This window comes from Nocardioides sp. Z40_12 (genome assembly GCF_058215795.1).
Genome location: NZ_JBZAJA010000006.1, coordinates 1 through 12,909 on the forward strand (window position 1 = coordinate 1; position 12,909 = coordinate 12,909).

Here is a 12,909-nt window from a genome sequence, read left to right on the forward strand (position 1 = left end):
GCTCGTCGGCCAGCTCGTCAGTGAGAAATCGATACCCGAGCGTCGCGTCGTCCTCGTGGATGTCGTAGAGGACGTCGGCGAGGTGGGCGTCGTCCCAGTCGCGCTGGGACACGGGATCTTTGGGCCACTTGTAGTACCCCTGGGTCGTCAGACCCCGGGACCCGGCACGCCACCGCGACCGGCACCCTGATCGGGACACCGGTCGCGGCCATTTCTCGGACGAGCGGGAAGACTATTTTCCCGGCAGGTTCGCCTGAGACAGATACGCGGCTGCCCGGCGAAGGACCTCGTTCTCCTGCTCGAGGAGGCGGATCCTCTTGTTCGCTTCGCGAAGCTCCTTGCGGTCGTCATCGGTCATGCCCGGACGCTTGCCGTCTTCGATGTCGGCCTTCTTCATCCAGTTCGCCAGCGATCCTTCGGCCGAAGTCTTTCGCGATCTGCGCCAGTGACGACCGGCCCTGGCGGGCCACTCGCACGACGTCGTCGCGGAACTCCTTGGGATAGGGCTTTGCCACGAGGGACTTCCTGCCAGCGAGGAGCGATCCTCACAGGTCAGGCGTCGACCGAACTCGGGGCAGTCCCCTCGCTTCTTTCCCCTCGAGGTTGAGTACGCGCACCCATCCGCCGCCGGTTCGCCGTCGAGCACGATGATCGGCATGGAAACCACCAAGAACCCCGCCGTCAAGACCACCTCCGCCTTCTTCGCCCAGGCGGCCATCGCCTTCGGCGTCTCCGTCATCGGGCTCCTCTGGGCCGTCCTCTACCTGCCGCTCGACCCGTGGCAGCGCGGGTTCGTCGCCATGACCTCGCTCTTCCTCGTCTCCTCGACGTTCACCCTCGCCAAGGTGGTGCGCGACAAGCACGAGGAGCAGAACGTCGTCTCCCGGATCGACCAGGCCCGGGTGGAGAGGATCCTGGCCGAGCACGACCCGTTCCGCTCCGTGGCGTGACGCCGGGGCCGGGGTTCGTCGCCTCCGTCGAGGCCGGCGGGAGCGGCCCCGGTCCTTCGGAGACCACCCGACAGGCCCGGGCACAAGGACTTGCTCGTCCCAGCCCTGGCGCCCGTAACGGGTGAGGCTCAAGGAACGCCTGTGGCGATTGTCGTCCATCCCGACCAAGCGCCAGGTGTAGCGTGACTCGACGAGCACCTCGCGATTCCCATGACCGGTTCCGGTCGCCGACGTCCTCCCCCAGACCTCACGGCCGGAGCCCTCCTTGGCCACCACCACCGCCGCGCAGCGCGCCCCGCTCGACCGCACTGTCGTCGTCACCGGACTGGTCGTGGTCTCGGGGATGATCATGTCCGTCCTGGACAGCACGATCGTCAACGTCGCGCTCGACACCCTGAGCTCAGACCTCGACGCCTCCCTGACCCGGACCCAGTGGGTGGTCACGGGCTACCTGCTCTCCGTCGCGATGGTCATCCCGATCACCGGCTGGGCCATCGACCGATTCGGCTCGAAGCCGATCTGGATCACCGCGGTGATCATGTTCGTGATCGGCTCCGCCCTCTGCGCGACCGCCTGGAACATCGAGAGCCTGATCGGTTTCCGGATCCTCCAGGGGCTCGGCGGCGGCATGCTGCTGCCGGCGGGGCAGACCATGATCGCCCGCGCCGCCGGCCCCGACCGGATGGGCAGCGCGATGGCGATCCTGGGGGTGCCGATGCTGCTCGGCCCGGTCTTCGGCCCCGTCCTGGGCGGGCTGCTGGTCGAATACACGACCTGGCACTGGATCTTCGTCGTCAACATCCCCGTCGGCATCCTCGCGGTCGTCCTGGCCCTCTGGAAGCTGCCGGGAGGCAGCGCGACCGAGGACGTCGGCGGACTGGACGTCGTGGGCCTGGTCCTGCTCTCCGGCAGCCTGGCCGGACTGCTGTACGGCCTCTCCGAGGCCAGCGCCCGCGGCGGGTTCGACGAGTGGGGCGTCGCGGGCTGGCTCGTCGGCGGTGGCGTCGGCCTGGCCCTCTACGTCGGGTACAGCATGATCCGTGGCGCCGACTCGATCATCGACGTCCGGCTGCTCGCCGACCGGGTCTTCGCCAGCAGCACCGCGGCGATCTTCCTGGTCGCCATCGGCATGTTCGGCGGGATGCTGCTGCTGCCGCTGTACTACCAGACCGTGAGGGGCGCGGGGGCCCTGGAGGCCGGGCTGCTGATGGCGCCGCAGGGGCTGGGCGCCATCGTGGCCGTGCTCCTCACCGGCCGTCTGACCGACAAGTACGGCGCCGGCTACATCGTGCCGGTCGGGGTGGTGCTCGCTCTGGTGGGCACCATCCCGTTCACCCAGGTGAGCACCGACTCCTCCTACTGGTGGCTCTCGCTGTCCCTGGTGGTGCGCGGCCTCGGGATCGGCTCGGTCATGATGCCGACCATCTCCTCGGCCTACAGCCGGCTCAGCAGCGACAAGGCTTCCCGGGCCGCCCCCACCCTGTCGGCGATCCAGCAGGTCGGCGCCTCCCTGGGCAGCGCGATCCTGGTCACCGCCCTCACCCACCACTTCACCGGGGAGATCGCCTCGCGCGGCCTCGCCCCCAAGAGCGCCGGCGGCGGCAGCGGAAGCACCGAGCTCACCTCCATCCCGCGCAGCGAGATGGAGGTGGTGGGTCCCCTGCTCTCCGGCTCCTTCGGGTTCGCCTTCTGGGTCGCGTTCGCCCTCACTGCGCTGATCATCCTGCCCGCCCTCCTGCTGCCCCGGCACCGTCACGACCCCGGGGCCGCCGCGGCCCAGGACCCCGGGCCCGGGACCGCTGCGGCGGTGACACCGACGGCTCAGGAGGATCAGGACCGGCGCGGCCAGCAGGCCGCTCCGCCCAGCGACCGCAGCACGGAGCCGCCCACGTAGGGCGGCGCGCGAGTCAGCCTCGACGGCGGCGCGGCCGTGCCTGCGCCGTCGCCTCGTGGGACCCGCCTGGGTCGTGAAAGGCTGCCCGCATGACCCTGCGCGTCGCCTTCGTCCCCGGTGCCACCCCCGACAAGTGGGCGCGCGCCTGGCGGGAGCGCTCCCGGGAGCGGCTCGAGCTCCTCCCGGTCGAGGAGGCGGAGCAGCGGGCGGTGCTCGACGACGGGCGCGCCGACATGGTGCTCGGCCGGCTCCCCCTGCCCGGCGTCAGCGACGACCTCTTCTGCATCCCGCTCTACGAGGAGCTGCCGGTGGTCGTCGTGGGCGTGGAGCACCCGGCGTCCCTCTTCGAGGAGCTGACGGCCGCCGACCTCGCCGACGAGCAGTTCGTCCTCGGTGTGCCCGAGGGGGTGACGGCGACCGCGGAGCAGCTGGCGTTCCCGCCGATGTCGAGCCGGGAGGCCGTGGAGGTCGCCGCCAGCGGCACCGGCGTCGTGGTGCTGCCGATGTCGGTGGCCAGGCTCCACCACCGCAAGGACGTCGTGCACCGCGTGGTCACCGACCTGCCCACCACCCGCGTCGTCCTGGCCTGGCGCCGGGACCGGGACGACGACACCACCCAGGCGTTCGTCGGGGTCGTGCGCGGACGCACCGCCCGCAGCTCGCGCGGCTGAGGCGATGGGTCACCATGGGGGCATGACTGGCCAGACCGGACGACCCGACCGCACCGAGACCACGGGCCAGGCGGCCCGGCCCCGCTGGTTCACCGACACCAAGGACTCGCACTCCCAGTGGTACGTGGAGCGGTTCCGCACCCTGGCCGCCGACGGCGCCGACCTGGAGGGTGAAGCGCGGCTGGTCGACGCGATGGTGCCGCGTGGCTCCCGGGTGCTCGACGCGGGCTGCGGGCCCGGCCGACTGGCGGGAGCCCTTGCGGCGCGAGGCCACGAGGTGTGGGGCGTCGACGTCGACCCGGTGCTGATCGAGGCGGCCGAGAAGGACCACCCGGGCCCCACCTACCGGGTCGCCGACCTCTCCACCCTTGACCTCGACACCGAGCCCTTCGACCTCGTTGTCTGCGCGGGCAACGTGATGCTCTTCCTCGCCCCCGACACCGAGCGGGCCGTGCTGGAGCGGCTGCACGCGCACCTGCGCCCCGGCGGCCGGCTGGTGCTCGGCTTCCGTCGCGACCCCGAGGCCTACAGCTGGGACCGCCTCGACGCCGACGCGGTCGAGGTCGGCTTCCGGGTCGACCACCGGTTCGGCACCTGGGATCTCGAGCCCTGGACCGAGGACTCGGACTTCGCCGTCACGGTGCTGCGCCGGGTCTGAGCCTCAGGCGCGGGCCTTGATCGAGTGGGGCACCGCCAGGGTCTTGGCGATCCGCGCCTCTTCGAAGGTCTCCCCCAGCCAGTCGAAGAGCCCACGCAGCGCACCGGGGTCGTCGCGGTAGTCGTCGTAGTGCACCCGGTAGGCGGCGTCCCCCAGCTCGTCGGCCACCCCCAGCATCCGCTCCTCGATCACCTCCAGGCGGCCCAGTGGGTCGTCCTTGTGCCGCCAGAACGCGCTGGCCGCGACGTCGGGCAGGTTGCGGGTGTTGACCACGAATCGCGCACCGGGGAAGACCTGGCGCAGGAAGTCGACGTACTTCGCGAGGTCCTGGTCGTACCAGCGGATCTCCTTGAAGCCCGTCACCCGGGTGCTGGGCTCGGGACGCAGCAGCGTGTCGAGCACCAGGCGCCTGACGTCGCGCAGGGACGCGTCCTCGTCGAAGCCGTGGATCCCGAACCAGGGATGCGTCGACGCCTGGGCGTTGCGCGGGTTGACCCGGGCCTGCTCGACGAGCCCGCTGCGGTGGAACTCGTAGAGGTGGCGCACGGCGTGGCGGTTCTCGCCCCGGATCAGGTAGCCGGGGATCGAGTTGAGGATCCCCATCAGCAGGGTCGACCCGGAACGGCCGTAGGTCATCACGAAGACGTAGTCGAGCTGCTCGTCGTCGGCGACTCGTCTCCTCAGTCTCACGAGCGCGATCCTATCCGCCGACGCTGACCTGCTCCTCGACCCACCGGCCGAGGACCCGCGCGCTGGTGTCGACGAAGTCCGGCCAGTCCTTGGCGGACTCGTCGGCCTGGTCCGAGACGTGCTTGGCCAGGCGGACCGGGACGCCCACCGCCTGGGCCGCCCAGGCGACCGCGTAGCCCTCCATGTCGACGAGGTCGGCGCGCTGGGCGAGCACGTCGCGAACCTGCCGGTCGGTGACGAAGAGGTCGCCGGTGGCCAGCACCACGGCCCCCGGCCCGACCACGAGCTGCTCCTGCGGGTCGTAGCCCAGGGCCCGGACGGCGTCGGCGTCGATGTCGTGGTTGAGGACCACCCCGGGCTCGTGCAGGCCCTCCAGTCCCGGACGCAGCGCCCCCGCGGTGCCGACGTTGAGCACGGTGAGCCCGGTGAGGTCGCCCATCGACGCCAGCGCGTGCGCCGTCCGCGCCGCGGCCGCCGTCTTGCCCAGTCCGGTCACGACCACCGGGTGGCCGGTCGGCAGGTGGGCCGCCTCCGCGGCCGTGGCGGCCACCAGCAGGAACCGGCGGCCGGGTGCCGGGCGGCTCACCAGCTGCTCGTCAGGGGGCGGCCCTCGTGGAAGCCGGCGGCCGACTGGACACCGACCACGACGCGCTCGTGGAACTCCTCCAGGGTGCGGGCCCCGGCGTAGGTGCAGGCCGACCGGACCCCGCTGCAGATCTCGTCGACCAGGTCCTCGACCCCGGGACGCGCCGGGTCCAGGTACATCCGCGAGGAGGAGATCCCCTCCTCGTAGAGCCCCTTGCGGGCCCGGTCGAAGGCGGACTCGTGCGAGGTGCGGTTGGCCACCGCCCGCGCGGACGCCATCCCGAAGGACTGCTTGAACAGCCGCCCCTCTGCGTCCTGGAGCATGTCGCCCGGCGACTCGTGGGTGCCGGCGAACCAGGAGCCGATCATCACCGCCGAGGCTCCCGCGGCCAGCGCCAGGGCCACGTCGCGGGGGTGCCGCACGCCGCCGTCGGCCCACACGTGACCGCCGCGTTCCCGGGCGGTCTCGGCACACTCCAGCACCGCGGAGAACTGGGGTCGGCCCACCCCGGTCATCATCCGGGTGGTGCACATGGCGCCGGGTCCGACGCCCACCTTCACGATGTCCGCGCCGGCGTCGAGCAGGGCGGTGGTCCCCTCGGCCGAGACGACGTTCCCGGCGACCACCGGGACCTGCGGGTCCAGCGCCCGCACCGCGCGCAGCGCGTCGAGCATGCGCTGCTGGTGGCCGTGCGCGGTGTCCACCACCAGGCAGTCGACCCCGGCGGCCAGCAACCCGGCGGCCTTCTCGGCGACGTCGCCGTTGACCCCCACCGCCGCGGCCACCCGCAGCCGGCCCGTGTCGTCCACGGCGGGCGTGTAGAGAGTCGCGCGCAATGCACCCAGCTGGGTCACCACACCGAGCAGCTCACCACGCTCGTCGACGGCCACCGCCAGCGGGGCGCGGGAGTGCTCGAGGCGGTCGAAGACCTCGCGCGGGTCCGTCTCCGGTGCGACCCGGACCAGGTCGGTGGTCATCACGTCACGGACCTGGGTGAACCGGTCGACCCCGGCGCAGTCGTCCTCGACCACCACCCCGACCGGACGCCGCCCCTCCACCACCACGGCTGCACGGTGGGCCCGCTTGGGGATCAGGGAGAGTGCCTCGCCCACCGTCTGGTCACCCGACAGCTCGATCGCGGTGTCGAAGACCCGGTGCCTGCTCTTGACCCAGGAGAGCACCTCGGCCACGACGGGCAGCGGGATGTCCTGCGGCAGCACCGTCAGGCCGCCGCGCCTGGCCACCGTCTCGGCCATCCGGCGTCCGGCGACCGCGGTCATGTTCGAGACGATCAACGGGAGCGTGGCTCCGCTGCCGTCGACGGTGGCGAGGTCGACGTCGTAGCGGCTGGCGACCGCCGAGCCGCGCGGCACCATGAAGACGTCGCCGTAGGTCAGGTCGTGGGGAGGCGTGCTGTCGCCGAGGAATCTCACCTGGCCAAACTACCGCTGCCCCGGCAGCCCTCTAGGCTCCTCGCCATGCTCGACCCGCTGTCGCCCGACCTGGCTCGCCCCGTGCACCGGCGGTTCCGCGACGTCTTCGGCCGCAGCGCCACCGTGGTGGCCCGGGCGCCCGGGCGGGTCAACCTCATCGGGGAGCACACCGACTACCACGGCGGGCTCTGCCTGCCCATCGCCCTGCCCCACGCCACCTGGGTGGCCGCCGCGCCGCGCGACGACGGTCGGGTCAGGCTGCACAGCACCGCCACTGCCGACCCCTGGACCGGCCCGGCCGGCGCACCCGCGTCCGGGTGGGCCGCCTACGTGACCAGTGCCCTGGCTGCGGTGGGACAGCCGGGCGGACAGGGCGGCGGTCTGGACCTCCTGGTCGACAGCTCGGTGCCGGTGGGCGCCGGGCTGTCGAGCTCGGCCGCGCTGATCTGCGCGGTCGCCACCGCGTTCGGCACCGCTCCCCCGTCGGCGCTGGTGGCGCCCTGCGTCTCCGCGGAGGTCGACGGGGTCGGCGCCCCCACCGGCGGGCTCGACCAGAGCGTCGTGCTGCTCGCGCGGCCAGGGCACGCACTGCTGCTCGACTTCGGCGACGGCACCCGGCGCCACGTGCCGTGGCGCCCCGACCGCGCCGGGCTGGAGCTCCTCGTGGTCGACACCCGGACCCGGCACGCGCACGCGGACGGCGCCTACCGGACGCGGCGTACCGAGGCCGAGGCCGCGCTCGCCGTCGCGGACCCGGGGACGCTCGACGACACGGGCCGCCGCAGGCGCCGCCACGTGCGGACGGAGAACGAACGGGTGAGGCGCGTGGTGGCGGCCCTGGCTCGCGACGACTGGGCCGAGGTGGGCCGTCTCTTCTCCGCCTCGCACGCCAGTCTCCGCGACGACTACGAGGTCTCCTGCCCCGAGCTCGACGTGGTGGTCTCACGGGCGCTGGCCGGTGGCGCGTGGGGCGCCCGGATGACCGGCGGCGGGTTCGGGGGCTGCGCCCTGGTGCTCGCGCCGGTGGGCGCCCGCGAGCGGGTGCTGGAGGAGGTGGGCGCGGGCTTCGCGGCACGGTCGTGGCCGGCGCCGCGCTACCTGCCGGCACCCGCCTGTGGGGCCGCCGCACGGGTGCCGCTCACCGCCCCCTGACCAGCCCCGACAGCCGCCGGAGACCCTGATCGCCCCGGTCAGGCCTCGAGCTCGTCGGCGAGACGGACCAGCGCCCGCCACGTCGTCAGCACGTCGTCCTCCCCGGTGCGCCAGCCGCCCACGGCCAGCCGGATCGCCGCCGCGCCCTCGACCCTGGTGTGGCTCAGGTAGGCGATCCCCGAGTCGTTGAGCGCCTCCATCACCCGAAGTGTCGCCTCGTCGCCCGCGACGAGCCGGAAGACGACCAGGCCGAGAACCGGCTCGGTGACCAGCTCGAACCGGTCGTCCTGGCCGAGCAGGGCGACGAAGCGGCCGGCCAGGGCGACGCCGGAGCGGATGTGGCTCCGGAGCCCGGCCCGTCCGTAGGTGCGGAGCACCGCCATCAGCTTCAGCGCCCGGAACCGCCGGCCGAGCTGCGGATGCCAGTCGCGCAGGTCGACCACGCTCCCGGTCTCGCTCGCCGGGTTGCGCAGGTACTCGGGCACCAGGCTGAGCGCACCGGTGAGGGCTGCCCGGTCGCGCACCCAGAAGGCGCTGCAGTCGAAGGTGGTGAGCAGCCACTTGTGCGGGTTGGTGACGTAGGAGTCGGCGTGCTCCCCGACCCCCGCGTGCAGCCACCGGTGCTCCGGGCAGAGCGCCGCGACCCCCGCCCACGCGGCGTCCACGTGCACCCAGGCCCCGTGCTGCCGGGCCACCTCGCCGAGGGCGGCCACGTCGTCGACCGCCCCCGTCGAGGTGGTGCCGACGGCGGCCTGCACCAGGACCGGCACCAGGCCCGCCGCCGCGTCCTCGGCCATCACCCGGCGCAGGTCCGCCACGTCCATGGCCTGGGTGACGGGGTCCACCGCGACCGTGCGCAGCGCCGCCTCGCCGAGGCCGGCCATGATCACCGCCTTGTGCAGGGAGGAGTGGGCCTGCGTCGAGGCGTAGACCCGCAGCCGACGGTCGACCCCGTCGGCCCTGGCCGTACCCCCGGTGGCCCGGTGCAGGGCGGCCAGCAGGGCGGTGAAGGTGGCCGTGGAGGCGGTGTCGTGGATGACGCCGCCACCGGGCCCGGCCGAGCCGAACTCCGCGGGCAGGCCGATGGCCTCCGCGAGCCAGTCGAGGACGATCTGCTCGACCTCGGTGAGCGCCGGGCTGGTGGCCCAGAGCATGCCCTGGGCACCGATCCCGCTGGAGAGCAGGTCACCCAGCACCGCGGCCGGTGAGGAGTTGGCCGGGAAGTAGGCGAAGAAGCGGGGGTGCTGCCAGTGCGTGAGACCGGGCATCAGCACCCGGTCGAGGTCGTCCAGCACCGCCCCGAAGTCCTCGCCGGACTCGGGGATCGCGGCGGGCAGCCGGGCGGCGACCTCACCCGGCGCCACCTGGGATCGCACCGGTCGGGCGTCCAGTCCCTCCCAGTAGTCCGCGATCCAGTCGATGGCCGCGTGACCGTGACGACGGAACTCCTCGGGCGACATGTGCGGGCTGCTCATGGCCGCAACCTAGTCCGCCGCCAGCGCGGGGCGTCCCGTGTGGGGCTACTTCAGCTCCGCGCTGGAGAGGCCGAGCACCCGGCGGGCGACGATCAGCTGCTGGATCTGCTGGGTGCCCTCGAAGATGTCGAGGATCTTGGAGTCGCGCGACCACTTCTCCAGCAGCTCGGCCTCGCTGTAGCCGAGGGTGCCGGCCAGCTCGACGCAGGACAGGGTGATGTCGGAGCCGACGCGCCCGGCCTTGGCCTTGGCCATCGAGGCCTCCAGCGAGTTGGGCAGGCGGTTGTCGGCCATCCACGCGGCCTGCATGGCGAGCAGGCGCGCACCCTCCAGGTCGGCCTCCATCTGGAGGAACTTCGCGGCCGCGGCGCTCTGCACCTGGGCCGGCCGGTCGTAGTCGATGACGATCCCGGCCTGCTCGAGCAGGTCCCGGGTGAGGTCGAGGGAGGCCCGGGCACACCCGATCGCCATGGCGGCGACCATCGGGCGGGTGTTGTCGAAGGTCGCCATGGCGCCGCCGAAGCCGGCCTTCACGTCGATCTCGGGCGAGCCGAGCAGGTTCTCGGCCGGCACCCGGCAGTCGGTGAAGGTGATGACCGCCGTGTCGGAGGCCCGGATCCCGAGCTTGTGCTCGAGCCGCTCCACCCGCATCCCCGGGGTGCCCTTCTCCACCACGAACGACTTGATGGCCGCGCGGCCGAGGCTCTTGTCGAGGGTCGCCCACACCACGACGGCGCCGGCCCGTTCGCCCGCGGTGACGAAGATCTTCTCGCCGTTGAGCACGTAGTGGTCGCCGTCGAGCGTGGCCGTCGTGGTCAGGGCAGCGGAGTCGGATCCCATGCCGGGCTCGGTGATGGCCATCGCGGCCCACAGGCCCTTGAAGCGCTCCTGCTGCTCCGGACTGGCCACCGAGGCGATGGCCGCGTTGCCGAGCCCCTGCCGCGGCATCGAGAGGAGCAGGCCGGTGTCGCCCCAGCACATCTCGGCGATCGAGAGGATGGAGGCGAGGTTGGCGCCGTTGCGGGCGCCGTCGTCCTTGCGCTCCTTCTTCTCCGGGCGGGCCTCCTGGCTGACGCCGGTGGCGCCGGCCCCTTCGGCCGTGCCCGACTCGGCCAGGCCGTCGATCATCGCGGCCAGCATGTCGAGCTCCTTGGGGTAGGAGTGCTCGGCGGCGTCGTACTTGCGGGAGATGGGACGGAGCATGTTCATCGCGACCTGGTGTGCCTGGTCGATGAGCATGCGGTGCTTGCGGGGGGTCTCGAGGTTGATCATCGTGGTGCCCCGTCCTCAGACGAGGACGCCTCCTTCCATCACGCCCAGGGCCCTCAGGTCGCGGTACCACCGCTCCACCGGGTGCTCCTTGACGAAGCCGTGTCCTCCGAGCAGCTGGACGCCGTCGAGTCCGATCTTCATCCCCTTGTCCGCGCAGAGCCGGCGGGCCAGGGCCACCTCGCGGGCGAACTCCTTGCCCTGCGCGGCGCGGGAGGCGGCGCGCCAGGTGACCAGCCGCATCGCCTGCAGCTCGATCGCCATGTCGGCGACCATGAACGCCACCGACTGCCGGTGGGCCACCGGCTCACCGAAGGCCTCCCGCTCCTTCACGTAGGGGGTCACGTAGTCGAGCACCGCCTGGGCGGTGCCGACCGCGAGGGCGCACCACGCCAGCCGGGAGAGCCGCACGCACTCGGCGTACGTCGAGCCGTCGGCCTCGCCGAGGAGCTCGGCGGGCGTGTCGCTGAGCTGGAGCCGGGTCAGGCCGGCGGCCCGCACCCCCATCGAGGGATCGGCCACCACCTCGATGCCGGCGGCGCCGGACTCCACCACGAAGAGCGCCGGACGCCCGTCGAGCTCGGCGCCGACCACGAAGAGCTCGGCCTCCGCACCTCTCGGCACGGCGGACTTCAGGCCGTTGAGCACGAACCCCTCGCCCTCGCGTCGGGCGGTGGTCTGGGGGGAGAGAGCGTCGAAGAGGACCCGGGGCTCCGCCAGGGCCAGGGCCGCGGCGGGGCAGTCGTCACCGGTGAACGCCGGGAGGTAGGTCTGCTGCTGCTCGTCGCTGCCCCACAGCGAGATCGCGGTGGCGACGGCGCCGGGCGCCAGGGTGGCCACGGCGAGGCCCATGTCGCCCTTGGCGAGCGCCTCGGCGACCAGGGTGCCGGCCATCGCGGAGCGCTCCTCGGTGATGCCGCCCAGGGACTCCGGGACACCCAGGATCGGCAGGCCGATCTCGAGGCTGGAGGCCAGCACGGCCTCGGGCGCCGCGCACGCGTCGTCGGCCTCGGCCGCGACCGGGCGGAGCACCTCGGCGGCGAACTCGGAGACCACGTCGACGAGCATCTGCTCGTCCTCGGTCGGCGTCAGGTCGAAGCGGCCCGTGGCCGGGGTGCTCGGGGCTCGCACGCCGGCACCCTTGCGGCCCTTGCGGGCGAAGGTGCGACCGGCGGCCGCGGCGGTCCTGAACCCCCCGCGGGTGGCGGTGAAGACGACCTGCTCGGCGGTCCGGCGCAGCCCCACGCGGTCCAGCAGCTCACTGCGCGCCAGTCGGCTGAGCGCAGCCACGGCATAGCCGAGCGGGGCGCGGGTCTCGCCCGACGCCAGCCCGTTCTTGCCGCCCGGTCCGAGGGCAGAGGAGATGGAGGCCATGGCGGCACTGTAACTAGCAGTTACACACAGCGCCACAGATACGAGGTGTGTCGCAGATCACAGCACGCCCGTCGCTAGCATGATCACATGTCGCAGGCTCCCCACGCTCCCCACGGTCCACTGCCCGAAGGGGGACGCGTCCGCCCCATCACCCGCTGGGGCGCGGAGGTCATGCACCGGCCCCAGGCGCTGGTCACCGAGTTCGACGACGCTCTGCGCGAGCTGGCCGCCGACATGGTCGCCACCATGCGCGCCGCAGACGGCGTGGGCCTGGCCGCCTGCCAGATCGGGGAGGACGTGGCCATGTTCGTCTTCGACTGCCCCGACGACACGGGCGCGCACACCGTCGGCGTGGTCTGCAACCCGCGGCTCACCCTCCCCGAGGGCAAGGACCGGCGGCTCGACGACGACGACGAGGGCTGCCTCTCCTTCCCCGGTGCGTTCATCGAGTGCCCGCGGCCGGACTGGGCGCGCGTCGACGGCTACGGGCTCGACGGGGAGCCGGTCACCTTCGAGGGCGACGGCCTGCTGGCCAGGTGCCTGCAGCACGAGACCGACCACACCCTCGGCACCGTGTTCGGAGACCGGCTGCCGACCAAGGCGCGCAAGAAGCTGCAGAAGGCGCACGACAAGGCCGCCGACGAGTACCCCGCGGGCTGGCCCGCCGAACTCACCTGACGCCGTTCGGGTCAGCCGCGCCCGGGCGAACGCGGGACAGCCCGCGGATACGGCATTCGCCAGCGCCGGGCGCCGCGGA

Annotated in this window: 13 protein-coding genes; 6 read left to right on the top strand and 7 right to left on the bottom strand. The window is 72.8% G+C overall.

Annotation, left to right across the window (positions count from 1 at the left end; all coding sequences use genetic code 11):
• Window positions 1–232 precede the first annotated feature (232 nt).
• Entirely contained in the window at window positions 233–397 is a 165-nt protein-coding gene (locus tag AC4BG9_RS12195) for a hypothetical protein (RefSeq protein ID WP_490571373.1), read from the bottom strand.
• A 259-nt stretch (window positions 398–656) separates the two neighbouring features.
• Here AC4BG9_RS12195 and AC4BG9_RS12200 point away from each other — a divergent pair, with 259 nt between their 5' ends.
• From AC4BG9_RS12200 to AC4BG9_RS12215, 4 genes are all read left to right on the top strand, one after another.
• Window positions 657–950, top strand: coding sequence for a YiaA/YiaB family inner membrane protein (locus AC4BG9_RS12200; protein ID WP_490571374.1), 294 nt, complete (start codon window positions 657–659; stop codon window positions 948–950).
• A gap of 265 nt (window positions 951–1,215) precedes the next feature.
• On the top strand, window positions 1,216–2,844 hold the full coding sequence (locus tag AC4BG9_RS12205) for an MDR family MFS transporter (RefSeq protein ID WP_490571375.1): 1,629 nt from the start codon (window positions 1,216–1,218) through the stop codon (window positions 2,842–2,844).
• Between the two features lie 89 nt (window positions 2,845–2,933).
• Entirely contained in the window at window positions 2,934–3,515 is a 582-nt protein-coding gene (locus tag AC4BG9_RS12210; RefSeq protein WP_490571376.1) for a LysR substrate-binding domain-containing protein, read from the top strand.
• 22 nt (window positions 3,516–3,537) lie between these two features.
• Window positions 3,538–4,173 carry a class I SAM-dependent methyltransferase gene (locus tag AC4BG9_RS12215; RefSeq protein WP_490571377.1) on the top strand — a complete coding sequence of 212 codons (636 nt, stop codon included), beginning with the start codon at window positions 3,538–3,540 and terminating at the stop codon, window positions 4,171–4,173.
• A 3-nt stretch (window positions 4,174–4,176) separates the two neighbouring features.
• Here the strand turns inward: AC4BG9_RS12215 and AC4BG9_RS12220 are convergent, their stop codons facing one another.
• From AC4BG9_RS12220 to AC4BG9_RS12230, 3 genes are read right to left on the bottom strand one after another with little or no spacing between them, the layout of a single operon-like run.
• Window positions 4,177–4,863, bottom strand: coding sequence for a sulfotransferase (locus AC4BG9_RS12220; protein ID WP_490571378.1), 687 nt, complete (start codon window positions 4,861–4,863; stop codon window positions 4,177–4,179).
• A 10-nt stretch (window positions 4,864–4,873) separates the two neighbouring features.
• Window positions 4,874–5,449 carry a nucleosidase gene (locus tag AC4BG9_RS12225; protein ID WP_490571379.1) on the bottom strand — a complete coding sequence of 192 codons (576 nt, stop codon included), beginning with the start codon at window positions 5,447–5,449 and terminating at the stop codon, window positions 4,874–4,876.
• Window positions 5,446–6,882 carry a GuaB1 family IMP dehydrogenase-related protein gene (locus AC4BG9_RS12230; RefSeq protein ID WP_490571380.1) on the bottom strand — a complete coding sequence of 479 codons (1,437 nt, stop codon included), beginning with the start codon at window positions 6,880–6,882 and terminating at the stop codon, window positions 5,446–5,448. Before AC4BG9_RS12230 ends, AC4BG9_RS12225 begins: the two co-directional genes overlap by 4 nt.
• A 45-nt stretch (window positions 6,883–6,927) precedes the next feature.
• Here AC4BG9_RS12230 and AC4BG9_RS12235 point away from each other — a divergent pair, with 45 nt between their 5' ends.
• Window positions 6,928–8,034 carry a galactokinase gene (locus tag AC4BG9_RS12235; RefSeq protein WP_490571381.1) on the top strand — a complete coding sequence of 369 codons (1,107 nt, stop codon included), beginning with the start codon at window positions 6,928–6,930 and terminating at the stop codon, window positions 8,032–8,034.
• Between the two features lie 38 nt (window positions 8,035–8,072).
• Here the strand turns inward: AC4BG9_RS12235 and AC4BG9_RS12240 are convergent, their stop codons facing one another.
• From AC4BG9_RS12240 to AC4BG9_RS12250, 3 genes are read right to left on the bottom strand one after another with little or no spacing between them, the layout of a single operon-like run.
• Window positions 8,073–9,509: a pyridoxal phosphate-dependent decarboxylase family protein gene (locus AC4BG9_RS12240; RefSeq protein WP_490571382.1), complete on the bottom strand. Its 1,437-nt coding sequence runs from the start codon at window positions 9,507–9,509 to the stop codon at window positions 8,073–8,075.
• 45 nt (window positions 9,510–9,554) lie between these two features.
• Complete coding sequence (locus AC4BG9_RS12245; protein ID WP_490571383.1) at window positions 9,555–10,781, bottom strand: acyl-CoA dehydrogenase family protein; 1,227 nt, start codon at window positions 10,779–10,781, stop codon at window positions 9,555–9,557.
• Between the two features lie 15 nt (window positions 10,782–10,796).
• Window positions 10,797–12,152, bottom strand: a complete 1,356-nt coding sequence (locus AC4BG9_RS12250) for an acyl-CoA dehydrogenase family protein (RefSeq protein WP_490571384.1) — start codon at window positions 12,150–12,152, stop codon at window positions 10,797–10,799.
• Window positions 12,153–12,239: 87 nt separating this feature from the next.
• Between AC4BG9_RS12250 and def the strand changes: the two genes are divergently transcribed.
• Entirely contained in the window at window positions 12,240–12,830 is a 591-nt protein-coding gene (def, locus tag AC4BG9_RS12255) for a peptide deformylase (protein WP_490571385.1), read from the top strand.
• The last annotated feature ends 79 nt before the right edge of the window (window positions 12,831–12,909 follow it).